The sequence below is a fragment of the Paenibacillus sp. AK121 genome, assembly GCF_019042715.1.
GTDB classification, from domain to species: Bacteria; Bacillota; Bacilli; order Paenibacillales; family Paenibacillaceae; genus Paenibacillus; species Paenibacillus polymyxa_C.
Genome location: NZ_JAHPJM010000004.1, coordinates 327,887 through 352,702, shown reverse-complemented (window position 1 = coordinate 352,702; position 24,816 = coordinate 327,887). Strand labels below are relative to the sequence as shown.

The 24,816-nt window shown below is 47.4% G+C and carries 18 protein-coding genes; 13 read left to right on the top strand and 5 right to left on the bottom strand.

Features of this window, described 5'->3' with window-relative positions; translation table 11 throughout:
- Positions 1–87: 87 nt before the first annotated feature.
- Positions 88–999 (top strand): AraC family transcriptional regulator, encoded by a 912-nt coding sequence (locus tag KSP24_RS10425; protein ID WP_216975078.1) that lies wholly within the window; start codon positions 88–90, stop codon positions 997–999.
- A 108-nt stretch (positions 1,000–1,107) separates the two neighbouring features.
- Here the strand turns inward: KSP24_RS10425 and KSP24_RS10420 are convergent, their stop codons facing one another.
- The 5 genes from KSP24_RS10420 to KSP24_RS10400 all read right to left on the bottom strand — a co-directional run bounded on the left by KSP24_RS10420 (position 1,108) and on the right by KSP24_RS10400 (position 7,393).
- The gene (locus KSP24_RS10420) at positions 1,108–2,508 is read right to left on the bottom strand and encodes a sugar porter family MFS transporter (RefSeq protein ID WP_165080299.1); all 1,401 of its coding nucleotides are present in this window, start codon (positions 2,506–2,508) and stop codon (positions 1,108–1,110) included.
- Between the two features lie 227 nt (positions 2,509–2,735).
- Positions 2,736–4,073: a response regulator gene (locus KSP24_RS10415; RefSeq protein ID WP_064962466.1), complete on the bottom strand. Its 1,338-nt coding sequence runs from the start codon at positions 4,071–4,073 to the stop codon at positions 2,736–2,738.
- The gene (locus tag KSP24_RS10410; RefSeq protein WP_216975077.1) at positions 4,048–5,499 is read right to left on the bottom strand and encodes a sensor histidine kinase; all 1,452 of its coding nucleotides are present in this window, start codon (positions 5,497–5,499) and stop codon (positions 4,048–4,050) included. Before KSP24_RS10410 ends, KSP24_RS10415 begins: the two co-directional genes overlap by 26 nt.
- Positions 5,496–6,494 carry a substrate-binding domain-containing protein gene (locus KSP24_RS10405; protein ID WP_216975076.1) on the bottom strand — a complete coding sequence of 333 codons (999 nt, stop codon included), beginning with the start codon at positions 6,492–6,494 and terminating at the stop codon, positions 5,496–5,498. Before KSP24_RS10405 ends, KSP24_RS10410 begins: the two co-directional genes overlap by 4 nt.
- Before the next feature lie 53 nt (positions 6,495–6,547).
- Positions 6,548–7,393: a Cof-type HAD-IIB family hydrolase gene (locus KSP24_RS10400; protein WP_216975075.1), complete on the bottom strand. Its 846-nt coding sequence runs from the start codon at positions 7,391–7,393 to the stop codon at positions 6,548–6,550.
- Between the two features lie 265 nt (positions 7,394–7,658).
- Here KSP24_RS10400 and melA point away from each other — a divergent pair, with 265 nt between their 5' ends.
- The 12 genes from melA (at position 7,659) to KSP24_RS10340 (ending at position 24,808) form a co-directional block, all read left to right on the top strand.
- Positions 7,659–9,173: an alpha-glucosidase/alpha-galactosidase gene (melA, locus tag KSP24_RS10395; protein ID WP_013369680.1), complete on the top strand. Its 1,515-nt coding sequence runs from the start codon at positions 7,659–7,661 to the stop codon at positions 9,171–9,173.
- A 585-nt stretch (positions 9,174–9,758) separates the two neighbouring features.
- Entirely contained in the window at positions 9,759–11,912 is a 2,154-nt protein-coding gene (locus tag KSP24_RS10390; protein ID WP_216975074.1) for a glycoside hydrolase family 6 protein, read from the top strand.
- A 174-nt stretch (positions 11,913–12,086) separates the two neighbouring features.
- On the top strand, positions 12,087–13,022 hold the full coding sequence (locus KSP24_RS10385; protein WP_216975073.1) for a nucleoside hydrolase: 936 nt from the start codon (positions 12,087–12,089) through the stop codon (positions 13,020–13,022).
- A gap of 165 nt (positions 13,023–13,187) precedes the next feature.
- Positions 13,188–15,863 (top strand): PAS domain S-box protein, encoded by a 2,676-nt coding sequence (locus KSP24_RS10380; RefSeq protein ID WP_137077979.1) that lies wholly within the window; start codon positions 13,188–13,190, stop codon positions 15,861–15,863.
- A 163-nt stretch (positions 15,864–16,026) separates the two neighbouring features.
- Entirely contained in the window at positions 16,027–16,416 is a 390-nt protein-coding gene (locus KSP24_RS10375; protein ID WP_013369685.1) for a GntR family transcriptional regulator, read from the top strand.
- The gene (locus tag KSP24_RS10370) at positions 16,409–17,311 is read left to right on the top strand and encodes an ABC transporter ATP-binding protein (RefSeq protein WP_013369686.1); all 903 of its coding nucleotides are present in this window, start codon (positions 16,409–16,411) and stop codon (positions 17,309–17,311) included. Before KSP24_RS10375 ends, KSP24_RS10370 begins: the two co-directional genes overlap by 8 nt.
- Positions 17,286–19,382 carry a multidrug ABC transporter permease gene (locus tag KSP24_RS10365; protein WP_216975072.1) on the top strand — a complete coding sequence of 699 codons (2,097 nt, stop codon included), beginning with the start codon at positions 17,286–17,288 and terminating at the stop codon, positions 19,380–19,382. Before KSP24_RS10370 ends, KSP24_RS10365 begins: the two co-directional genes overlap by 26 nt.
- A 176-nt stretch (positions 19,383–19,558) precedes the next feature.
- Positions 19,559–20,323, top strand: a complete 765-nt coding sequence (locus tag KSP24_RS10360; protein WP_137077981.1) for a class I SAM-dependent methyltransferase — start codon at positions 19,559–19,561, stop codon at positions 20,321–20,323.
- A gap of 151 nt (positions 20,324–20,474) precedes the next feature.
- Positions 20,475–21,929 (top strand): PstS family phosphate ABC transporter substrate-binding protein, encoded by a 1,455-nt coding sequence (locus KSP24_RS10355; RefSeq protein ID WP_216975071.1) that lies wholly within the window; start codon positions 20,475–20,477, stop codon positions 21,927–21,929.
- A 157-nt stretch (positions 21,930–22,086) separates the two neighbouring features.
- Positions 22,087–23,379 (top strand): WD40/YVTN/BNR-like repeat-containing protein, encoded by a 1,293-nt coding sequence (locus KSP24_RS10350; RefSeq protein ID WP_216975070.1) that lies wholly within the window; start codon positions 22,087–22,089, stop codon positions 23,377–23,379.
- 13 nt (positions 23,380–23,392) lie between these two features.
- Entirely contained in the window at positions 23,393–24,256 is an 864-nt protein-coding gene (locus tag KSP24_RS10345; RefSeq protein ID WP_216975069.1) for an aldo/keto reductase, read from the top strand.
- Positions 24,257–24,271: 15 nt separating this feature from the next.
- A complete protein-coding gene (locus KSP24_RS10340; RefSeq protein ID WP_216975068.1) occupies positions 24,272–24,808 on the top strand; it encodes a mismatch-specific DNA-glycosylase in 537 nt (178 codons plus the stop codon).
- Positions 24,809–24,816: the final 8 nt, after the last annotated feature.

The window sequence follows — 24,816 nt, the reverse complement described above, 5'->3', positions numbered from 1 at the left end:
ACACGGCTCAGTCTGTTAAACTGTGAAAATAGAACGGGTACATATACGTTGCCATATTAGCTTGATCTATTTCGCGGAGGTGCGGGGATGAACGGAAGTCTGTTTGAGCCAGGACTGCGGGACGGGGATTATATTCCCCGTTTTTTTGCTTACTATTACAAGCAATGGCGTGACTATACGATGTCTTACCACGATCATCATTCCACTGAAATTATGTATATGATTTCCGGTTTGTGCAGGGTAGATGTACAAACCGGAGAAGATACGGAAGAAAGCATTACGCTGCGCAAAGGCGAGTTTATTATGCTGGATGCAGGCATCCCACATCGGTTGGTGGTGGAAGGTGAACAACCGTGCCGGATGCTGAATGTAGAGTTTGGCTTTAAGGAAGGGGTGAGGGTAGGACCGTCTATCCAACAAATAGCAGCGGAGGAGCAGGAGCTCACGGCCTTTATGTCCCGCCCATTTCCGTATTTGGTGCTATCCGACCCGGAAGAGGTATATTATGCGCTGAAAAGTCTCGTGCTGGAGCTGGATCAACGAAAAGAACAGCCGGGTGCCATGGCAGAAATGCTTTTTATGCAATTGCTAGTACGAATTGCACGTCTGCGGGAAGAGGCAGAGCGCAGCAATACGCAGCAAACAGATGTGTACATCAAGCGATGCATTGAATTTCTCCATCTGAACTATGACCGGGATATTGCAGTCAAGGACATGGCCGCAGCCGTCAATCTGCACCCTGGGTATTTGCATCGAATTTTCAAGAAACATACCGGACTAACGCTTACCGCGTATTTAACAATGTTGCGAATGGACAAGGCCCGTATGCTGCTTCAGCAAACGGACATTCCCATTCAAGAAATTGCCGATTATGTTGGCGTGGCCAGCAGACAGTATTTTCACATGTTGTTCAAAAAGCACACTGGTCAAACCCCTGTTGAATACCGCTCTGCTGTGGAGCGCGATGTGAGGAACTACGCGGAGGAGGGTGGGAGCTGATCATAAAAAAACTCTGAACCATTGCCGATTTAGGTCGGTATGGTTTCAGAGGTCGTATATTTTGAAGCATTATAACAGGTGCTGGGCTTCTTGAGAGCTAAAGTTGGATTATTTTCCGAGCCACATATTTTCCATCTGTTCAAGTGATCTCCCCTTGGTTTCGGGAACCTTGCGCCATATAAAGACTACGACGAACAACGAGATGGCTCCGAATATCCAGAAGGTATTGGACGGACCAGCTGAACTCAGCAGAGGAGGGAATGCTTGGGATACCAGATAATCGCCGGCCCATAATGCCATCGAAGCAATGGCGACAGCTTTGCCGCGAATGCGGTTCGGAAAGATCTCCGAGATCATGACCCATACGATTGGCCCAAGCGATATAGCGTAGGAGGCCACGTAGATCAATATCATGATCAGCACGAGCGGTCCGGTAGTTAAACCCATTTTGAATGCGGCTCCAATAATGACCAAGCAGAGGGTCATCAACGAGGTACCGATCATCAGCAGAACTTTTCGTCCCGCTTTGTCGATCAGCCATACGGATACGATGGTAAACAACACATTGATCAACCCGATCCAGATGGTCTGGGTCAAAGAAGCGTCCGTACCGAGCCCCATTCCTTTAAAGATAACCGGCGCATAATACAAAATGGCATTGATGCCGGTAATATGCTGCATAATGGCGAGCATAATACCGATAAAGAGAGCGACCCGAATACCGGGAGCGAACAATTGTTTTAATGAGTCGTTCTCATTTTTGAACGATTCCTTGATATCAAGTACTTCCTGTTTAGCGGCTTCTTCACCGTGAATTTTCAGCAGAATTGGCAGCGCTTCATAAGGCCGATTCTTTTTGATAAGCCATCTCGGGCTTTCGGGTATGAAGAGCATCAGGAGCATAAAGATCAGTCCCGGAACAGCTCCCACACCGAACATCCAGCGCCAGGCTGTTGAGACACCCCAAGCTTCATCTCCCAGGCTGACGATCCACGAATTTTGAAAATAAACCAGGAAAATACCTGTTACGATCGCCAGCTGATTTAAAGCAACCAAACGGCCTCGGTATTTGGCAGGAGCGATCTCCGCGTTATATACCGGACAAATGGTGGAAGTGATTCCTATGCCGACGCCGCCGATCATGCGAAAGATAACATACCCGGTGAACGTATCTTGAAGTGCAGAGCAGATTGAGCCGACGACGAATAAAAATCCGGCGGCCAGCAACACCTTTTTTCTGCCGATCCTTTCACTCATGTAGCCGGAGAGAGCCGCTCCCGTAATACTCCCTACAATCAGACTCGACACCGCCCAACCAACCTGAAATTCGCTCAGCGAAAAACGCTGCTGTAGGAATTCAACTGCTCCCGAAACTACCGCGATATCAAAACCGAACAGTATGCCTCCAAGCGCGGCTACGATGGATACCAGCGTCACAAACAGCATACTGGGTTTTTCTGATTGAAGCGCTTTCTGTTGAGCGCTTTCATTATGGATGATTACTCCCATATGATCATCTCCCCTCCAGATTCCTAGAACCTCATTCCGTTCTTCGAGGAGAAGTATAACACGCGCTTATAAAAGAAAGGCCGGTGATCGTCTTCAATAAACGGACCTTTTCATGCACGATTTTGACTTCGATTCCCGAATTGGAGATGAAGGGTCTAAACCTAGCATTACCTTGTCATTCGAGCTTAAAAAAATCCATGTCGATGGTCGACATGGATGAATCTCTGCTATTTTTGGCCTTTGAACTCTGTGGGAGGAACGCCCGTGATCTTCTTAAAGACGCGGCTAAAATAGTTCGGGTCCTTATAACCCACTTCAAAGCTGATTTCCTTCAGAGCAAGGTTGCCCTCCTTGATCAGAGAAATAGCTTTATTAATCCTTAGCCGGGTTACGAAGTCGATGAACGTTTCTCCGTATTCCTGTTTGAAGATTTTGCTGAAGTAGTGGGGATTCAAATGGACGAAATCAGCCACCTCTTCCAACGAAAGTTCATCGTTGAAGCGTTCCTCGATATACATTTTTGCTCTGCCTAGCATAGTCAGTGTTTGAACCTCCCGCTGTTCGCGTATCCGTTGCAGTGCTGATATGACGTACGTCTGCTGAAGCATTCCATTCTCCGCTTTGACGGCAAGCTCAGAGGCGTTTCCAGCCTCTGACGACTTCAGTTCGTCAAAGTGGCAGTAACCTCCATCACGCTTGCGTAGGGTGGAGGCAAAAACGGCTTCAAAATAGGACTTGCGAAGTCCTTCCTCGCCGCTATGCAGTGAGCCGATTCCAATAGCCGTCTTCATGCCAAATTGCTGCTGGGACAGCTCGGAGAGCTGCTGAACAAGGTGTTTAATCAGTTGGCGCCAGTCGTTTTCGCTGGTGGCAGCTGGCTTTTGTAAAAAAGTAGCCATGTGATGGTCGATCAGGGAGCTCACAATGGAATTGGGACCATGTGTTTTTACATAGCTTCGGAAATGATCGTAAATTTTCTTTTTGTCCTGCTCGTCTGCATATCCTTCAAAGGCAGCAATGATGGCGCTTCCCTGATCAAGAGGAAAGTCCAGCCATTCCGACAGTTGGGAAGCGCTCGAATCCACCGTCTGGTCGACCATAAGCATTAAAGCCAGCTCATTTTCTGCGAGCGGCATCAGCTGTGAGATTTTGTGCCTAAGCTCCAATTCTTCCGTGCGTGCCCGCTTCTCGCATTCAATTTCTTCAATCAGTCGTTTCAGTGTACCGATGATGAGTTCCCGCTTCGCCGGCTTCAGAATATATTCTTTTACACCCAAAGAGAGCGCCTCACGTGCATAAGCAAAATAATCATATGCGGTGACAAGCACAAAGCGGGTATCGGGAAGACGCTCCTTTAATTCACGAAGCGCTTCAAGTCCATCGATTCCGGGCATATTGATATCCAGAATGGCAATATGGGGACGGTGCTCTTCTGCGCATTCGATCGCCATGCGGCCGTTGTCAGCATGAATAAACCGAAATACCCCCGGCATCGCCCGTTCCACTATCAATTCCAGTCCTTCCCTCTCCAAAGCTTCGTCATCCGCGATCAACAACCGATACATTCGTCTGCTCACTCTCCTTCTTGACTGGGATTCGTATTGTTATGGTAGTACCTAGTCCGGTATGGCTACGGATTTCAACCATTCCTTCCTTTTCGTAGAACAACTGCAGCCGCCTAAACACGTTTTGCATTCCAAGTCCCGTTGAACTGCTGCTTTCAGCTCCGCCTTCAAGACGGAGCACGGACAGTCGGGTTTCTTCTGTCATGCCCTTTCCGTTGTCCGAAATTTCAATTTGCACATCCTCGCCCGCTCTCGACAGCGTCAATGTGATAATGGCCCCGTTTTCCATATCTGCTACACCATGAAGAAAGGCGTTTTCAATAAACGGCTGGATCGTCAAGGCCGGAATTTGCTGCTGAAGTACGGAAGCGTCAAAGTGAAGATCAAAGCAAATTCTGTCCCGGAAGCGCGCCTGCTGGATGGTCACGTATTCGTTTATATGATCCAGTTCCTCCTGGAGCGTTACGGGTTTGTCCAGCTTTTGCAGACTGTACCGTAGTAGATTGGACAGCGAAACGATCAGGTCGCTGGTCTTCTCCGCTCCTTCCAGGATCGCCAGTTTGGAGAGCACATTTAAGGTATTGAATAAAAAGTGCGGGTTAATTTGATTTTGCAGAGCCAAAAGCTCTAGCTCCTTCACAAGCCGCCGCATTTCCAGACTCTGTTTATCTTTTTCGATAAGGATGCTCAAATCAGCAGACATTTGCGAAATGGCGTCCGCCAATACGCCTAGCTCGTCATCCCGTCGCGGTTGGGGTTGGGGCTCGATATTCAGATCACCTGTGGCGATTCGCTTCGCCAGTCTGACAAGTCTGCCGACAGGGCCAGTAATGCTGCGCGAGATCCAGATGGCAAGCAAAACACCCATCAGCGCGTTCATGCCGAACAACGCCACTCCCAATCCGTTCATTTGCTCATTCTTGTTCCGGATGTTCTCGATGATCGGTCGGTAATAAGCCAGTTCAGCATCGATCAGTCGCTGGCCCTCCTCATGAATATAGCTGACGGTTTTCTCCGCTTCAATATAATGTTCAAAAGCCGATTGAGGATCTTGTGCCTTTGCATCCAGAACTGCGGCTTGTTTCTGTTCAAGAAATGTGGCCAACAGATTCATGTAGTCCTCCTCGGCAAAAGAAGGATCGGTTGAGTCGGAGACTTCCTGGATTCTGCCTTTTAGCTGTTTCAATTGGTATTCTGTCAGACCCTGCACACCCTTATTGCCTGTTGGATTGAGCAGATAGGCATATAGGAGATTTAAGTTGCCCTCCGCCGATTCGGAGGTTTGCTCGATGAGAAGAATGCGGCCAAGCATTTCATCGTAGCTCTGTTGTACAACCTTTCCACTTTGGAATACGAAATAAGCAATGATATTGGCAAACACAACTAGAAGAGGGATGAACAGAAGCAGCTTCTTTCTGATCGTCATCGCTTGTCATCTCCAGACATGTCATCGGGAGTGTCTGCATGCACTTCATAAACTCTGGTGTATGTTAATTCCTGAGGATGACTCCCCTTGAGATAATCATTCAGCAATTTTATGGCCTTGGCCCCCATTTCCTCTGGCTGTTGCACAATGGTCAGTTTGATTTTGCGATCTTTAATAGCTTTCAACGTTTCGGCCATATCGTCAAAAGCGAAAATTTGCAAGTTCTGCGCTCCACGCCGTTCTGTAGCCTCCAGAATGCCAAGTCCGTCCAGCGCACTGAATCCGACCATGTAGCGAATCTGCGGATAATGGGTGAGCATGTTCTGAGCTTGCTGGGCTGCCTGAAGCCGTGAAATATTTGAGGAGCGAATCTCCACGATGCGGAGCTTGGGATAGCGGCTGATCACCGAACGAAATCCGGCAAGCCTGAGCCGCTGATTCTCGACGCGCTCGCTGCTGATCATCACTCCAATATCGCCACGCTCCCCAGAGGCCTTCGCCAACAGCATGCCCATCTGTTTTCCTGCTCCTTCGTTATCCGTTCCAACGTAAGCTAGTCTCCGGGAGTCCGGCTCATCCGTATCGATCGTGATGACAGGTATGCCAAGTCCGGCCGCTTTGTCGATTAATCGGCGATACTCCGGATCATTTATCCCTTGAACCAGAATCGCATCCGCCTTGGCGGCGATCGCTTTATCAAGCAGTTTGATCTGCTCGGACGGATTAATGCGGTCCGGTCCGATATAATCGAGCCGCATACCGTACTGCTCCGCTTCCTTTCGAGCTCCTTGTTCGATTGACCGCCAGTAATAATTGTCCAGCTCTTGCGATATCAATACCACTTTTGTATCGGAACCCCTGTCGTTTGGTGAAACCGTCTTCAATTGTTCTGCAAATTGGTGAATTTGAAGAGAAGACAGAGTGAACTGAAAGAGCAGCCAGGCAAATAGCAGGAAGACGGGAATAAGGATAAATGTCCATTTACGGTTTGACATGTCTTGCTCCTTTGGGAATATTTAGAGACACAACTCATTAAAAAATAACATCGCTAAATCAGACTATGCTTTTTAAAGCTGTGAAACAGTCCATCCTCATCCACAGCATCTGTAATGTCATCTGCAATGGCTTTGAGGCCCGGTTTGGCATTTCCCATGGCGATTCCTAGTGCACAATATTCAATCATTTCAGCATCGTTCATCCCGTCTCCGATAGCAATGGTATCTTCTTGGGATCTTCCCAGATGCTCAATAAGCTTTTCAATAGCTACGGCTTTATGAATACCGGGAACCATTAGCTCACCACTGTCTTGCCCGAAAGCAGATACAGTACATTGAATAACCTCAAATTTCCCTGCGAATTCCTTTTTGATTTGTTCAAAAGGAACATTTTTGTTTTCCAAAAAACATGCTTTGTTCACGTCACTACGGTATAGGTTGTCCTCGCCTATAGTTAGGCCGGTGATAAAAGGATGCGGGCGTTGTTCTTTTTTTTCTCTGGCTACGGGATCATTGTCCACATCTCCATAGATAAGCCGTTCTACATGGGGCAAAAAGTTTTTACTCGCAAACAACCCCCCGTTCGATTCCAAATAAAAGTCCAAATCATGCTCATCAAAGTAATCGACCATATGTCTAACATCTTCATCCGATACTTTGTGGTGATATAACATCTCACCTTCAATTTCTACAAAGCCTCCGCCAGCTCCGATGATCCCGTCAAAACCGACCTCCATGATAAAATCATAAATCTCCGCTTTGGATCGGCCAGTGCATAAATAAATCAGATGTCCGTTTTTTCTCGCTTCGATACATGCTGTTTTTGCAGATTCGGGAATCATACCGTCATCATCCACTAGCGTTCCATCTATATCTAAAAAGATAATCTTTTTGTTCATCTTAGGGCTGCTCCTTGCTCTCCAATGTTTTCTTTTATGTTACTACATTTACCGCACTTAAAGTACATACTGAACTGAAGAAACATTACACAGAAAGAGAGAAACGGGATGGAACGAAGTGGAAAAGGGAAACCCTCTGCTAACGCGAAAGTTAGGATTTTTGACACCTAAGTGAGAAACTGGTCATGATTTTGATAACGCTTTCCGCAGGCATATTGCTACAATGGCGGTATATTACAATTCTAATTACCGGAGGTTGAATGCCGTGTCATTTAAAGTAGCTTTTATTGGAGCAGGAAGCATCGGTTTTACCCGTGGAATTTTGCGGGATCTGTTATCGGTACCGGAGTTTAACAATATTGAAGTGGCTTTTACGGACATCAGTCAGCACAATCTGGATATGGTTACTGAACTGTGTCAACGGGATATTCGTGAGAATGGTTTGTCCATACAAATACAGTCCTCTACGGATCGAAAGGTAGCTCTAAAGGATGCCAAATACGTCATTTGTACAATCCGTGTCGGCGGTCTCGAAGCTTTTGCGACCGATGTGGATATTCCGCTAAAATACGGTGTGGATCAATGCGTGGGCGATACATTATGTGCAGGAGGCATCATGTATGGTCAGCGTGGTATCGCTGAAATGCTGGAGATTTGCAAAGATATCCGCGAGTTAAGTGCACCGGATGTACTGCTGTTGAACTACTCGAACCCCATGGCAATGATGACCTGGGCGTGCAACAAGTACGGCGGCGTGCGTACGGTTGGTCTATGTCATGGCGTTCAGAATGGGCATCACCAAATTGCCGAGGCGTACGGTCTGGAGAAGCAGGATGTGGACATTGTATGCGCCGGAATCAATCACCAAACATGGTATATTCAGGCCTCACATAAGGGCAAGGATCTGACAGCCGGACTGCTGGAGGCATTTGAACAACATCCTGAATTTAGCCGCACCGAAAAGGTACGCATCGATATGCTTCGTCGTTTTGGCTATTACAGCACAGAGTCGAATGGTCATCTCAGTGAATATGTGCCTTGGTATCGGAAGCGTCCGAATGAAATTCTGGACTGGATTGACCTGGGCAACTGGATCAACGGAGAAACAGGCGGCTATCTGCGTGTATGTACGGAAGGACGCAACTGGTTTGAAACAGATTTCCCCAACTGGATGAAGGAAGAGCCACTGGAGTACAAGGCAGAGAGTCGCGGTGAAGAGCACGGCTCATACATTATCGAAGGTCTGGAAACAGGACGTGTATACCGGGGACATTTTAATGTTATTAATCATGGGGTAATTTCCAACCTGCCGGACGATGCGATTATTGAAGCCCCTGGATATGTGGATCGGAATGGCATTTCCATGCCGCATGTTGGAGAACTGCCGCTCGGTCCTGCTGCCGTGTGCAATGTTAGTATTTCCGTTCAGCGTTTGGCTGTCGAAGCGGCTGTACATGGAGACGATAAGCTGCTGCGCCAAGCGTTTATGATGGACCCGTTAGTGGGCGCGGTGTGTAATCCAAAAGAAATTTGGCAGATGGTCGATGAGATGCTGGTGGCACAGGAGGCATGGTTGCCGCAATATGGAGCAGCGATTGCCGAGGCGCGCCAACGTTTGGCTGCAGGCGATCTGATTCCGACCCGACCTTATGAGGGAGCAGCGCGGCTTAAGGTGAAGACGGTTGAAGAAATGCAGCTGGACCGGGATGCTGCCAATAAAAATGCAGGACAATCCGACAAAGGCAAGGATCGCGAAAAAGTGCAGAACAGCAAGGCGTAACAGCTACTTGGTACAATTGAAGTAACGCTCATTCTATGGCCTGTTAATAAACAGAGACGGATGGAACAGCAATAAAAGGGTGTTTTCATGACCATAGGTCTGGAACACCCTTTTTGCTGTCGATAGATTTAACGATTTGGCGTAGCTGGTAACCTGAGGTTTATCATTGTCGATTTGGGCTGGCGGAAATTAAAGAATACAGTCTTGTTTTTTATGAATCCACTCTTTTACTGTCGACTCTGAATCTCCTGAGAGCTTGTCATAGCAGGGAAGTTCAACAAGTGATAGAACCGATCTTAGAAAAAGAGGCACCCTGCCGGACCGTCGTTGTGGCAATTCAAATACCTAATTAATAATTGTAGTCCTTAATTTATTCAATTTACAGCAGATTTCCAGCTCACTATAATCTAACATAGGAGGTGACAAGAAGGGGAAAATGTGAGCGCATGAACAAATGGAAAGCGCTTACCTTTCACAACTATGAACGCTACTTTTTCTAGGGAGAGAGTAGGCGTAACACACATTTAATCATATAACAATCAGGTGCCGACATAGGAAGATTCAATAAAATCTACGGAAAGATAGGTGAAGCAATTGAAAACAAAGCAAGTGCTTCGTAAAGGAATGAAGTATGCTTTTGCGCTATCACTCGTCGCAAGCAGCTTTCTACCAGGTGCAGGATTTACGGATAAAATACATGCAGAATCCCATGTCGATAATCCTTACCAAGGAGCGACAAAATACGTTAACCCTGATTATGCGGCTAGTGTCGACACATCGATTGCCAAGGTTACGGATGCGAACCTGAAGGCAAAAATGCAAACGGTCAAAACGTTCCCGACAGCCGTATGGCTTGATCGTATTGCTGCTATTAACGGCGGTGGGGGCAAGCTTGGCTTGGAAGCGCATTTGGACCAAGTATTGGCGCAAAAGAAAGGCAACACACCGATTACGGCGGAATTCATTGTGTATGATCTGCCCGGACGAGATTGTCATGCCTTGGCTTCCAATGGTGAATTGCCGTTGACCCAGGCAGGTCTGGAAACGTACAAAAAGGATTATATTGACAAAATCGCTTCTATTTTTGCGAATCCCAAATATAAGGATATTCGCATCGTAGCGATCATTGAACCGGACAGTTTGCCAAATCTGGTAACCAATCTGGATACTCCCCAATGTGGACAAGCCAAATCTACAGGAATTTATGAGGCTGGCGTTAAATACACAATGAATAAGCTGAACGAGATTCCGAATGTGTACAAATACGTGGATATCGGTCACTCTGGCTGGTTAGGTTGGGATAACAACCGTGCAGCAACGGTATCTCTGTTTACAACTATCTTCAAAGATACTAGCAAAGGTCTGGCCAGTGTGGATGGCTTTATCACGAATACAGCCAATACTTCACCGTTGACAGAACCGAATCTGCCTGATCCCAACCTGAATATTGGCGGGCAGCCGATCAAATCGTCCAAATTCTACGAATGGAATCCTAATTTCGATGAATCGGATTTCGCTGAGTCCTTGCATAGAGATTTTGTCAATGCAGGCTGGCCAAGCTCGCTCGGCATGTTAATTGATACCGGCCGTAATGGATGGGGAGGACCTAACCGTCCGACTTCCGCAGTCGGCAATGATATTAACTCCTATGTAAACTCAGGTCGTGTGGACAAACGTTCGCACCGTGGTAACTGGTGTAATAGCAGCGGAGCAGGGATGGGAACACCGCCACAAACGGCTCCAGCTGGCCATATCGATGCCTATGTCTGGGCGAAACCTCCGGGTGATTCCGATGGTTCCAGCTCACTCATTCCGAACGATGAGGGTAAAGGCTTTGACCGTATGTGTGATCCTACCTATACAACCAAGGATGGCACATTAACAGATGCTTTGCCGAATGCACCTATTTCAGGAGCATGGTTCCATGATCAGTTTGTGATGCTGGTACAAAATGCGTACCCTGCAATCATGCCTTCCAGTGGTGGTGTGGACCCAGCGCCTACAGCTCCAGCTGTACCTTCAGGCTTAAAGGCTACTGTGGGTAATGCACAAGTAACGCTGACTTGGGATGCGTCTACGGGTGCCGACAGCTACACCGTAAAACGTGCCACTAGCGAAGCAGGTCCTTTTACAGCCGTGGCGCCTCTTGTAACAGCAAGAGAGTACACGGATAAGGGACTGACGAACGGAACAACGTACTTCTATGTTGTAAGTGCTACGAATGCGAAAGGAACAAGTAAGGATTCAGCAACGGTAAGCGCTGAACCAAAAGGTACACCGACAGATCCAACCGACCCTACAGATCCAGCGGGTGATCTGGTGGTAATGTATCGTGCTGGGGACACGGATCCAGCGAATAACGCTGCCAAGCCTTTCTTTAACCTGAAAAATAAAGGTACAACACCCGTGAAGCTGAGCGAGCTGAAAATCCGCTATTACTTCACGAAAGATGGCAGCCAAGAGCTGCAATCTGCGGTAGACTGGGCGCAAGTAGGTAATGATAATGTGCTGCGCACCATTAAAGACAACTATATTGAAATTGGATTCAGTGCGGCAGCCGGCACGCTTGCTGCTGGAGCGCAAACAGGTGATATTCAGATCCGCATGAACAATAGCGACTGGTCTAATCTGAACGAATCCAATGACTATTCCTTCGATCCAACCAAAACATCTTATGCTGAATGGAACAAAGTAACGTTGTTCCACAACGATAAGCTGGTATGGGGAATCGAGCCTTAGGATTTGGCCAGATCATGTGCTCTTGAGTGATTAAAAAGTGGCAAAAAAAGGCTGCGGCATAACTGTCGTAGCCTTTTTTTAACGTCTTCAAATAAAGAATTCGATGACCAAGGGAATAAGCATTCAAATTGTGTATAATGAAAAAAAGAATGCTGTTCTACTGTGGAGGTCATCATGAGCAAAAAGTTAATCTTAGATGTAGATACTGGCATTGACGATGCGCTTGCTATTGCGTACGCGGTCCATTCGCCGGAATTGGAGCTACTTGGTATTTCAACCACCTTTGGCAATATCTCGGTGGAGGAGGCAACACGTAACTCACTGATCCTGCTGGAAAAACTGGGGGTAGAGGCTCCGGTCGTGTCTGGGGCTCACAAGCCGTATGCCCGTGAGCTGTTCAAGCCATATTCCCGTCATATTCATGGTGAAGACGGCATTGGCAACCAGCTAAAAGGAGCGCCGTCCCGTCAGGCAGCGTCTGGAGATGCGGCTGATTTTATCATTGGACAGGCTCGTCGCTATGAAGGCAAGCTTACACTTGTAGCTGTGGGACCGCTCACCAATCTAGCGATTGCTCTGGATCGTTGTCCGGAATTGCCTCAATTACTTGACCGCCTCATTATCATGGGCGGCGCGGTCACGGTGAAAGGGAATGTAACTCCAACGGCAGAAGCCAATATCTATGCCGATCCAGAGGCAGCAGCCTATGTGCTGGAAGCAGGTTTTCCGCTTACGCTCGTTGGGCTGGACGTTACCATGCAAACCCTGCTTCCCCAGCAGGAAGTGGACAAGTGGCGTGAGCAAGGGACTGAGCTTGGTATGTTTATGGCGGATATGACCGACTTTTATATGGAAGCCTATCGCAATTTCAGACCTGGTATTGCAGGCTGTGCATTGCATGATCCACTAGCCGTAGGGTTAGCTATTGACTCCAGTTTTGTGGAGACGCGTCCAATGCACATTGCCGTTGAGGTAGGGGATTCCACCGAGGTTGGTCGCACCCGAGAGGTACAAAATGAGACTGGAGCTCAAACGCTGACTACGATTGATGTGGCACTTAAAGTAGACGCTGAGCGATTTTTGCGTCATTTTCTTAGCCGGGTGGTATAAAAAAATAATCTAAAGATTGCCGATGAACCTGCATCGGCAATCTTTTGTGCATACATGTTTTAATGGCTTTCATCTAGAGGAGGGCTCTCCTCAATAAAAATCCCATATCATGTTAGAATAGGTATAGTTAGAAAAACTGCCGGACCACAGAGGAGGAGATTCATTGTGTTTTCTGCTGCTCGACGACTGCCTTTGCTGGAACATATGTATAATCATGCCCCGACAGGAATCGTGATTTTGTCGAGGGAGGGGAAGTGTCTGTATGTCAATCCCGCCTTTTGCAAAATGGTCGGATATGAGCAGGAGGAATTACTGGATATCCGATATTACCATCTCTTGTATAATGAGGCTCAGGATCAGCAAGGGCTGAGGGAGGCCTATGCAGGTTGGCTAAAGGCTACGGATCAAGTCTACAAGACAGAGCTGCGTTTAAAGCATAAACGGGGAACAACTGTCTGGCTATCGCTGGAATTAACCATATTTGATGATGAGGCTACCGAACAATCTTATTTGATTGCGTATGCAATGGATGTCACGGAGAAAAAGGACATGGAGCAGGTGCTTTCGGACAATGAGGATTTGTACATGTTGATTACCGAAAATACGCCGGATGTCATCTCTTACAGCACGGCAGACGGCATACTTCAATATATTTCCCCTTCGGTGGAAAAACTCCTTGGCTATACGAAGCAGGAAATGCTCGGCAAAAAACGGCTTCAATTTTACCATATCGAAGATGCCGATTACATGCGTGTACATGGAATGTTCAAGGAAACAGGCATCATGAAGCGGCGTGTACGTCATAAGGACGGGCATTATTTGTGGCTGGAAGTATCGTACCGTATTATTCGAGATGAACAGGGCAAGATCAAGCGAGTTCTATCCATCGGACGAAATATCACAGAGCGCCAGAAGAGCGAGGAGAACCTGGCAAAAGCTCAACAGTTGGCGATGTTCGGCTCATGGGACTGGGATCTGGTCAACAATGTTATGCATTTTTCCAAGGAATTTCGCAGCATATTTGGCTATCGTGTCAAGCCGGTTGAAACAAGTATTGACGCTTTCATGAAGGCAGTTCATCCCGAAGATACTGAACGGATGAAGCAAATTATCAACAACGTGATCTTAAAGGGAATTCACGAAGAAACCTTTTACCGGATTGTATTGCCCAATGGGGAACAGAAGGTACTGCGTTCGATCTGGGAAGCTGAGATGGACGAGCATGCAGGCAAGCCTGTTCAAGTAGTCGGGATGATACAGGATGTTACAGAGCACCGGGAAATCGAGCAGCGTCTTCGTGAAAGTGAAAACCGTTATAAGTCACTATTTCAGCATAATCCACTCGGGATATGCGCCATGAATATGGAAGGTCATATTTTGAGCGTGAATCCGAGTTTGGAGAAGCTTACGGGTTATACGAGGGATGAGCTGCTTGGAACTGAAATACTTGTAATGGCTTCCTCTGAGGAACAGGACAAAATCAAACGACATATCGAAATGGCCAAACAGGGGGAGACACAAACCTATGAATCGGAATTCATACATAAGGAGGGGGAGCGTCTATTCATCAAGATGACTAATATCCCGATTTTCGTGCAAGAAGAAATTGTAGGCTGCTACGGGATTATAGAGAATGTTACCCCTCTTAAAAACTACATTGCTCAGATTGAAAAGCTCAGTAACGAGCATTCGCTTATTTTGAATGCAGTATCCGAAGGAATTGTGGGTTTGAATACGGAAGGACATGTCCGCTTTATGAACCCGGCAGCCGTTGAGATGTTCGGCATAGGATCAGCCAACCCGCTGAACGGTTCATGTATAGACGTGATTCGCCATGCTGACGAAATAGGCAGCCATTTTCCGGACGAGCAGGCTTCTATTCTCCAAGCGATTCGCAGCGGCGCTTCTTATCAGGCAGAGGAAGCTGTATTTTGGAAAAAAGACGGGTCCAGTTTTCTGGCCTCTTATCGAATCAGCCCTTTGATGGATAACGGCGAGCGAAAAGGAGCTGTGATGGTTTTTGTAGACAGGACGAATGAAAAGGAGATTATTCGGGCCAAGGAGTCTGCCGAACGCGCCGACCGGGCCAAGTCAGAATTCCTGTCTGTGATGAGTCATGAGCTCCGTACACCGATGAACGGCATTATAGGCATGGCCGGGTTACTGGCAGACACGGAATTAGATGAGGAGCAACGTAGCTATATCGATATTATTACCAGCAGTAGCAACGCTTTAATGCAGATACTAAATGAGATACTGGATTTGAGCAAAATCGAAGCTGGCAAAATGTCGTTGCTGCATGAGTCTTTTGTACTGGAGGATGTGGTTGGCAGTGTAGCTGACCTATTTATGACACAGGCTATGGAAAAAGGCATCCAGCTAGAATGGCATGTAGATCAGGAAATGCCAGGGATGCTGGTCGGTGATCATGTGCGTATCCGACAAATATTGGTGAACTTGGTGAGCAATGCGATCAAATTTACGGAGCGAGGGCATGTAAATATTTTTGTGGAGAGAAAGGCTTACAGCCGCCGTAAAAAGAAATGCCTGATTGAGTTTAGTGTAACTGATACTGGAATCGGCATCCCGGCAGACCGTCAGCATTTGTTGTTTCAGCCTTTTTCCCAGCTTCATCCGGCATTGAACCGGAAATATGGAGGGACAGGCCTCGGCTTGTCCATCTGCAAAAACCTGGTCAAGCTAATGGGAGGTTCCATTGGTGTGGATAGCGACGAGGCCAAAGGAGCAACATTCCGGTTCCAGCTGGATCTTAAACTGCCGGAAGGGCAAACGCTTGCCAATATAAGCCGTGATCAGCCTTATGATTCAAAGGAAGGCTAAAAAGACATAGCCGTGATGCATCCTGCATCACGGCTATTTTTGTAAGAAATGTTCAAAGAAAAGATTGACAATCTGTTCTAACTGTACTATTAATGATAGTACAGTTAGAACAGTTGAATATGCATAAATGAATTTGAGCCAGTGTTGAAAGGAGGAAGTCCATGTGTTCGAGCTGGATATCCGCAGCCGTAAGCCGATCTACGAACAGCTTATGGAGAAGGTCAAGGAAATGATCATGTACGGATCGCTTCAGCCGGATGAGCAATTGCCTTCTGTACGGGCATTGTCCGCTCAACTTACGGTGAATCCGAATACGATTCAGAAGGCGTATCGCGAGCTGGAACGCGAAGGATATATCTATTCCGTTCAGGGTAAAGGTAGCTTTGTCACGCCTACCCAGCAGCAACCGCAACAAATGAAACGGGATGAGATTCGGGCGGCATTGTTAAAACAGATGATCGAAGCTGTCCATTTCGGTTTTACACAGCAGGAAGTGGACGACATATACGTGGAAGCTATGCAAACAAAGGAAAGGGGGATGTCCCTTGATTGAATTAAGGGAAGTCACAAAGACATTTACAGAAGAAAAGGCTGTCGATCAGCTTGCCCTTACGGTAAAGAAGGGCTCCATTTTTGGACTGCTGGGCTCGAACGGGGCAGGGAAAACGACCTTGCTCAAAATCATTGCCGGGATTTACCGACCGGATACTGGCAAGGTGCTAATCGGTGGTCAGCCAGTGTATGAGCAGCCTGAAGTCAAGCAGCACATTCTGTTTTTACCGGATACCCCTTATTTTTTCCCGCAAGCGACAATTCGTCAGATGGCCCGGTTTTACCGCTCCATTTATCCAAGTTGGAGTGAGGAACGCTACACACAGCTTACGGATATTTTCAAGCTGGACCCGAAGCGCAAACTCCACCGTTTTTCCAAAGGGATGAAGCGCCAAGCCGCTTTTTTGCTTGCCTTGAGCTGCATGCCTGAGCTGCTGGTTTTGGATGAACCCATTGATGGTCTGGACCCGGTGATGCGTAGAATGATCAAAAATCTCTTGTTCCAAGAAACCGCTGCACGTGAGATGACCGTCGTGATCTCATCTCATAATTTGCGTGAGATTGAAGACATGTGTGATCATGTCGGCATTATGCACCAAGGTCGGATGCTATTGGAAAAAGAGGTCGATGACCTCAAATCCGATACGCATAAGGTGCAGGTTGCTTTTCGGGACAGCATGCATGAGGAAGCTGTCTGTAGCCAACTTTCGGTCGTACATAAGGAGCGGAGGGGCAGTGTTCTGCTGCTTATTATCCGGGGTGAGCGAGAGCGGATTGCGGAGACGATTGAAGTGTATGAGCCACATGTATTCGATTTGCTACCGCTGACGCTTGAAGAAATTTTCATTTATGAAATGGAGGACGCAGGTTATGACATCCAACCGATTCTTCTGTAGCGGCGGCGTAATTCGCCAATGCCTGAGACAGCATGGCTGGATCGGTCTACTGTACTTGGCGGGATTACTGTTTACAGTACCGCTGTCATTGTTTATGAGCATTGGTGATGAACAACCACGAGTGGTTTTAAAAAGCTTGTTCGATAGCACAAGCTCAGGTAATGAATTGCAAAAATTAATTCTAGTGACCGTACCGGTGCTGGCAGGAGTGATGCTGCTTCGTTTTGTTCAGCGACAGGGGCCATCCGATTTGTATCATAGCCTACCTTTGCGTAGAGAGCATCTATTAACGGCACATTTAATTAGCGGTCTTATTCTTTTACTTGTACCTGTATGGCTGACTGCGGGAGTAACTGCCTGGGTTAACACGTCAGTCGAACTGCCTTATATTTTTCAAATTAATGACGTTGGATCGTGGGCTTTGGTTGTGTCCGTCCTTACGATTTTCTTGTTTACTTTTACTGTGTTTGTAGGGATTTGTGTGGGACAATCGTTGCTACAGACCGTAGTAGTGTATGTTTTGCTGCTATTGCCTCAGTTTCTATTCATGATGATAGGGCGTTTTCTGGAACGCAATTTATACGGATATGTGCGGGTGCGAGAAACCGTTGTTCAATATATTAACGGCTCGGAGTTTCGCAGCAATAATAATGTTTGGGAAAACTTATCGCCGTTTGTACGCATTATGGACAACTTGCCACAGCGCGCCTTTTCTTACATGGAGCTACTTGCCTATCTAGGTATCTCTCTGCTGTTTGTCGCCTTGAGTTATGGTTTGTATCGTAAACGCTTGGTCGAAAAGGCGACTCAGGCCATAGCATTTCCTTTCTTACAGCCTTTGTTCAAGGCAGGAGTCATACTATGCGCCATGCTTATACTAGGCGATTATTTTAATAATGCAGGTACAAGAGGAGCAAACTGGTCGATTTTTGGGTATGCACTTGGAGCTATTTTAGGCTATATCGTTGTAGAGATGGTCATTCGCAAGACGTGGCAAATTATGCGTGTTCGTGCTTTGGTGGAAATGGTCGTGTACGGTGTGATTATGGGGCTGGTACTATATATCCCGGTTTCAGGTTGGTTGGGTTATGAGGGGCGGATTCCAACAGCACACTCCGTAGAAAAAGTTTATGTCGGGCGAGAGGAGCCTCTAGGGGGAGATGCAGAAAGAGAAGCTTATTACTCCCAAGACAGGGCCTATATCACCTCTGTGCTGAATTTACATCGTGAACTCGTACGCGCACATGCAGCTGGCGAGAAAATGTTGTCCAAAAACCTGGCCGTCGAATCGGCATTCATAGTCTACCGTTTGGATGATGGTTCCACCATGACTCGGCGTTATACATTCCCTGAGAAACCTTTCCGGACAGAACTGACTAAGGTGATGGAAGCAGAGCCTTATAAAACGGTAAGATACGAGCTGGATAAGCTGCAAGGAAAAGCAGAGACGATTAATATCCAATCCATAGATGATAATGAAAGACGAGTGGTTTTGACCAATCCCAAAGAAACTCGTGAATTTGAAGATATACTCAGAGAAGAAGTATTAAGTATGAGTTATAGTGAAATGCAATCACATCGATATCCTCTGGGGAATGTTTCTATTACAAATAAAGAGTCATCCTTTACCAATAACGAACCGAAATGGAAGCGTGAACTCTCATTTAATTGGCCGGCTTCCTATCACAAGCTTACAGGTTGGCTAGAACAAAAGGGATATGCGGATAAGGTCGTCATCGATGCCAAGGATATTTTTTCGATACGGGCTGTTCCTATTATTACTGAAGAGCTTGAACCTTATCAACCCAATCAGTATATTGAAGACTATAAGCTATTTAAAAGCATTCAACAGAAGCACAAAGCAATAACAATTGAAGATCCGAAGCTTTGGAGTACTGTACTGGAAAAGCGCAGACCCTATAGCTATACTCCAAATATTGCGAAGGGTACTTACCTGGTTCAGGTCAAGATCAAACCTTTATTTAGTTCAGATCCCCACACAGGCTATTACTATTTTACGCCAAACGATATGACACCGGAGCTTGCAAAGGCATTACCGGCAATTCCTTAAGCTCTAACGAGGGAGAGCGTCTGGTTTAGATGGCAAATAGACGGAGGTAGATGAACATGGGATGGTTGGGACACGACATATAACAACCTGATCGACGGGCAAGAGCTCCTCCACATTAGAACTGATATAAATAGAGACCAAAGCGTGTACAGTTCAATAGTGGAGGAGCAAAAAATATGAAGTATACAGAAGATCGTGAATTTCTACAGTTGTTGGAGCATCATAAACAGTCGTTTTCCGGATGGGATTTTTCATTCATCTCGGATACGGGACGAGTGGCGAGCGAGCCTTTGGACTGGTCTTATGCCAGCAAGGCTTTGGCGTTGATCCATTCCTCCAAGGCCATGCTGGATATGGGAACAGGCGGGGGAGAGCTCTTGTCGCAGTTGAGCCCTTTTCCAGAGATCATATGTGCGACAGAGGCATATGCACCGAACATACCTATCGCCAAGCAAAGATTGGAGCCGCTGGGTGTGCACGTGATGGCTATACATGATGACGATTCCCTTCCGTTTGGCGATGCCGGGTTCGATCTTGTGCTGAACAAGCATGAGTCATTTTCGCCAGCAGAAGTGCGCCGTATTTTGCGTCCAGGAGGTACGTTTTTGACTCAACAGGCGGGAGGCCTGGATTGTGCAGGCCTTAACGCTCGCTTGGGAGCACCTGATTACATGTATGCGGACTGGACTCTTCCTCGGGCACTTGCAGGTTTGAAAAGCAATGGTTTTGAAATCGTAGAGCAGCGGGAACAGTTCCCGATACAGCGATTTTACGATATTGGAGCGATTGTCTATTACTTAAAAGTCATTGAATGGCAGATTGCAGACTTCCAGCCAGAGAAATATATAGAACAGCTGTATGGTCTGTATTTGGACATTAAACGTGATGGGTATTGGGACGTGAAGCAGCATCGTTTTTTGATCCATGCCAGAGCGATATAGAGAAGATTCGATACCAAAGAGGCCTTTCCTGTAGGGGAGGCCTTTTTGCCATGTTTACCATCCTTTCGTATACTAATCTTTACCATAATTGTACAATGAAGAAGCAATGGCTTACAGTCTCATTTCATTCATTAGTTATAGGGGGATGTACATGTCTGAACCAAAGGGAGTTATAACCAAGCCGGAAAAGAACGAGTCTGTGCGGATCGCATGGTTTTGGCCATGGCTGGTCGGTACGTTTATGTTTGGATTGTTTTCAGTCATGTTTAATATTATTTGGAGTATGGTTGTAGCACCTCAAGTGCAGTATTTGCTGAGGCATGAAGGTGTAACGGATACAACTGTGATTGTAATACTGCTTCTATATGCATGGATTATCGGTCTCATCTTTGCAGCTTATGGTGCCTTGAGTGCGCGTATGTCCAACATGGGCAAGCTTCCGTTGATGCTGACAGGGCTACTATCATTATTATGTGGGCTGTGGTTGTGGATTGTAGGAATACAAGGGTCAGGTGGTCAACCTGCTGAAGTGTCGGGAGGGGCGTGGGGGCTCTTTTCACTCTATCATGCTTGGGCGGAGCCTGTGTTAGAGGTATTGGGCCCATATACACAGCATGGTGAATTCTGGTTTCTGCTGACCGCACTGCTGCCCATAATTGGCATGGTAGTCGGTGTTGGGGTAGATCGTTATCCAGCGCTAACCGACAAGAATGGTAAGGTGGATCATAGATGGCAATGGGTTGTTGCCGCGATATCTGCTGCGCTCATCATTGTACTGACGATTACGCTCATGCTTCCTCAACGTCCGTACATTGCGGAAAGGGATTTCCCGGTAGTAGATGGAGCTACAGCGGCCATTCCATTCGCGCAGGATATGCTGCATGAATTGACCGGAATGAGCAAGGTTCGTGCGGCTCACGAACTGAGATTCAACACAACACATCAGGCTTATGTCAATCTGATTGAAAAGAAGGCGGATCTGATACTGGTGGCGGGTCCATCCGATGAGGAATTGCGCCTGGCGAAAAGTCGGGGAATTCAAATGAAGCTCACACCCATCGGGTGGGATGCGTTTATTTTTCTCGTTCATAAAGGCAATCCGGTTAACGGACTTTCTTCGGAGCAGGTACGCAGCATATATGAAGGATCTATTCGTAACTGGAGTGAAGTAGGGGGAAAGAATCAGCCGATCGTTGCTTATCAGCGAGAGGAAAATTCAGGAAGTCAAACATATATGCAGAAGAAAGTGATGAAAGGTCATGACATGGCTGAACCACCTCGGGAACTCCGAATTGGTATAATGGGTGAAATGATTAATGCAGTTGCTGATTTTAACAAGGATCACAATGCGCTCGGTTATTCATTTTATTATTTCGCAAATGTGATGCATAATCGTCAAGAGGTCAAATTTTTATCTATTGATGGAGTGGAGCCTGACAAAGAACACATTCGTTCGAAACAATATCCATTCACAGCCCAACTGTTTGTAGTTACACGCGAAGGTGAGAAACCACGTGCTTCGATGCAACGATTACTTGAATGGCTGCAAAGCGAAGAAGGAACTCGGGCTATTGAAAAAGGCGGCTTTGTTCCTGTAAACTCGTAATCCTATAACGATTCGCATACAGGATTCGCATGCAGTCAGTATCGTATATTCACCGCAAGAGTGAAACCAATACAGCAGAGTAATACATAGAATATGCTTTGCTGTGAGTACCATACCCGCGCAGCAAGTATATCAACAACATAAGGGGATGAACAAAATGAAGAAAAAAACATCGGTTTGGGTGCTTTTGCTCGCCGTAGCCCTAGTAGCAGCGGGGTGTGAATCAAATTCACAAACAGGACAAACAGCTCAGAACAAACCAAAGGATTCTGCAGCGTCACAAGTCAATGGTTCGGGAGCCACTGTGGATACACCGGAACAGCAGACTACTTCTGACGGTAAAAATAGCACATCTCCGTCCAGCACTGACAAAGCAGTGGAGACAGGAGGGCAAGCAACGACAGATGCTAGTATAGCGAACGTCCGCATGGACAATATTACCGCGCTGCGATTAATCGACGGCCAATCCGGCTGGATCGGCGGTAATGGATGGATTGCCCGAACAGATGCGGCTCCATCCGGTTCAGTCGGTTCAGCTTGGAATGTGCAGTATCAAGGAAAAGGTACGGTTCAACAGATTTTTGCCTTGAATGGACAGCAGGCCTGGGCTGTTATGGAAGATAGCGGTTCACTGCTGGCAACTCTCGATGGCGGCAAGCGTTGGGAAGCTGTCGGGACTGTGCCTGAGCAAGGACAGGCGGGCTTTTTACACTTTGTATCATCCAAGGAAGGATTCAGTGGCAATCAATATACCAAAGATGGTGGACAAAGCTGGTCTTCGCTCCCCGTACCTAGCCACATAGTAGGACAGCCATATTATCATGATCGGCAAAACGGCTGGGCGGTAACTCAGAGCACAGAACGCTCATTCCAGATTTTACACACCGTTAACGGGGGCCAAAATTGGACCCCTGTCATGTCACGAACAACCGAAGGGCCTCTGAACGGAGTAACTATTCGTTCGGTAGAACGGGGCAACGCATGGATTGAGCTGGTTGGAGACACGGGGATGAATCAGACGTCGTATTCGCTTTGGCATACGGCTGATAGTGGACAAAGCTGGCGCACTGTACTGGCAAATTCCACCGCTGGCGGCGGTCCGGCACCGGGTATTGGCCAGCAAGACAATCAGGTTCCCAAAAATGAAGGGACGGCACCAGGTATGCTCTATGCAGTTAACAGCAGTACCGCATTGATGGGAGGCTATTGTGCACCGTGCGACAAGCCTAATACGATTGGTTGGACAACTGACGGTGGCAAGACGTGGAACAATGGCAAGCAAGGCTTTGAGGGTTATGGCAATCAGCAAATCGGGATGGCCAATGCCAAGGAAGGCTGGGCTATTTTCTCGGATTCAGAGCAGGCCCCGATTCTATATACCACCTCGGATGGCGGTCAGCACTGGACGCAGAGTCATGTATTTGACAAGCCTGTGACACCAGGCTCCTAAGGAGGGAATGTAGTTGAGTCAACATAAGAAAAGTGCGATTACATGGACGGACGGTCGTGAAGTACCACTCATCGGGCAGGGGACGTGGAATATGGGCGAAAAAGCCTCACTTCGGCAGGAGGAGGTGCGTGCGCTTCAACTTGGCTTCGAGCTGGGTATGATGCTGGTGGACACGGCTGAAATGTATGCGGAGGGCGGCGCAGAAGAGATCGTCGGGGAGGCCATTCGGGGCCGCCGGGATAATGTGTATCTCGTCAGCAAAGCCTACCCTCATCATGCGGACCGTCAAGGATTGGCTCAAGCCTGCGAAGCGAGCCTAACCCGAATGGGAACCGAATACGTGGATATGTATCTGCTGCATTGGCGCGGAAATATTCCACTGCAAGAAACAATACAAGGCATGGAAAAACTGCGTGAGCAAGGCAAAATCCGTAGCTGGGGCGTGTCCAATCTGGACAAGTCCGATATGGAGGAGCTATGGGGCCTGAGTAATGGCGAAGCCTGTGCTGTCAACCAAGTGCTGTATCACGCGGCTTCGCGAGGTATCGAATATGATCTGCTTCCTTGGAGCCGTACGCATGGAGTACCTGTAATGGCCTATTGCCCGATTGCTCAAGGGGGACGCCTGCGTCGAGGACTGCTGGACCATCCTGTTATGGTAGACATTGCTGCCAGCCACGGAGTAACTCCATCGCAAATCGCACTCGCATGGGTCATACGGGACGGTGATGTATGGGCAATTCCCAAGGCGGTACAAGAATCGCATGTACGAGAAAATGCAGCGGCGGCGAGCATTCAGCTCACCCCTGAACAACTTCAACAAATAGACGAAGCTTTTCCTCCGCCAACGAGGAAGCAGCCGCTGGATATGGTTTGAGGAAGGAGGGGCCCGATGACAGAACCAGAGACAGAACTACACGAGGTAGATGATCATCTCGACTATGGATTATCCGTTGTATTTATCGGCTTTAATCCCAGCTTGAAATCAGGAGAGGTAGGACATCATTACGCTAATCCGCGCAACCGCTTTTGGCGCATACTGGAGGGGGCCGGCTTGACGCCTCGCTTATACGATCCATCGGAAGATCGGGAGCTGTTGAAACTGGGTTTCGGTTTTACAAACATTGTTTCCCGTCCCACCAGGGGAGTGGAGGACATTACCCGTGAGGAATACGCTGAAGGACGTCTGAAGCTGCATGCAAAGCTAATGGAATACCGCCCGAAGGTCGCTTGCTTTGTCGGCAAAGGCGTGTACACCGAATATAGTAAAAAATCCAAAGCGGATTGGGGATTCCAGCCTGAACCGCTAATCCCCGAAATGCATGAATTTGTGGCACCTTCGTCTAGTGGACTGGTGCGCATGTCGTTGGAAGAAATCACGGATATTTATCGGCGTCTCCAAACGTTCCTTTCGTCAGAAGCCATCTAAATGCGGTT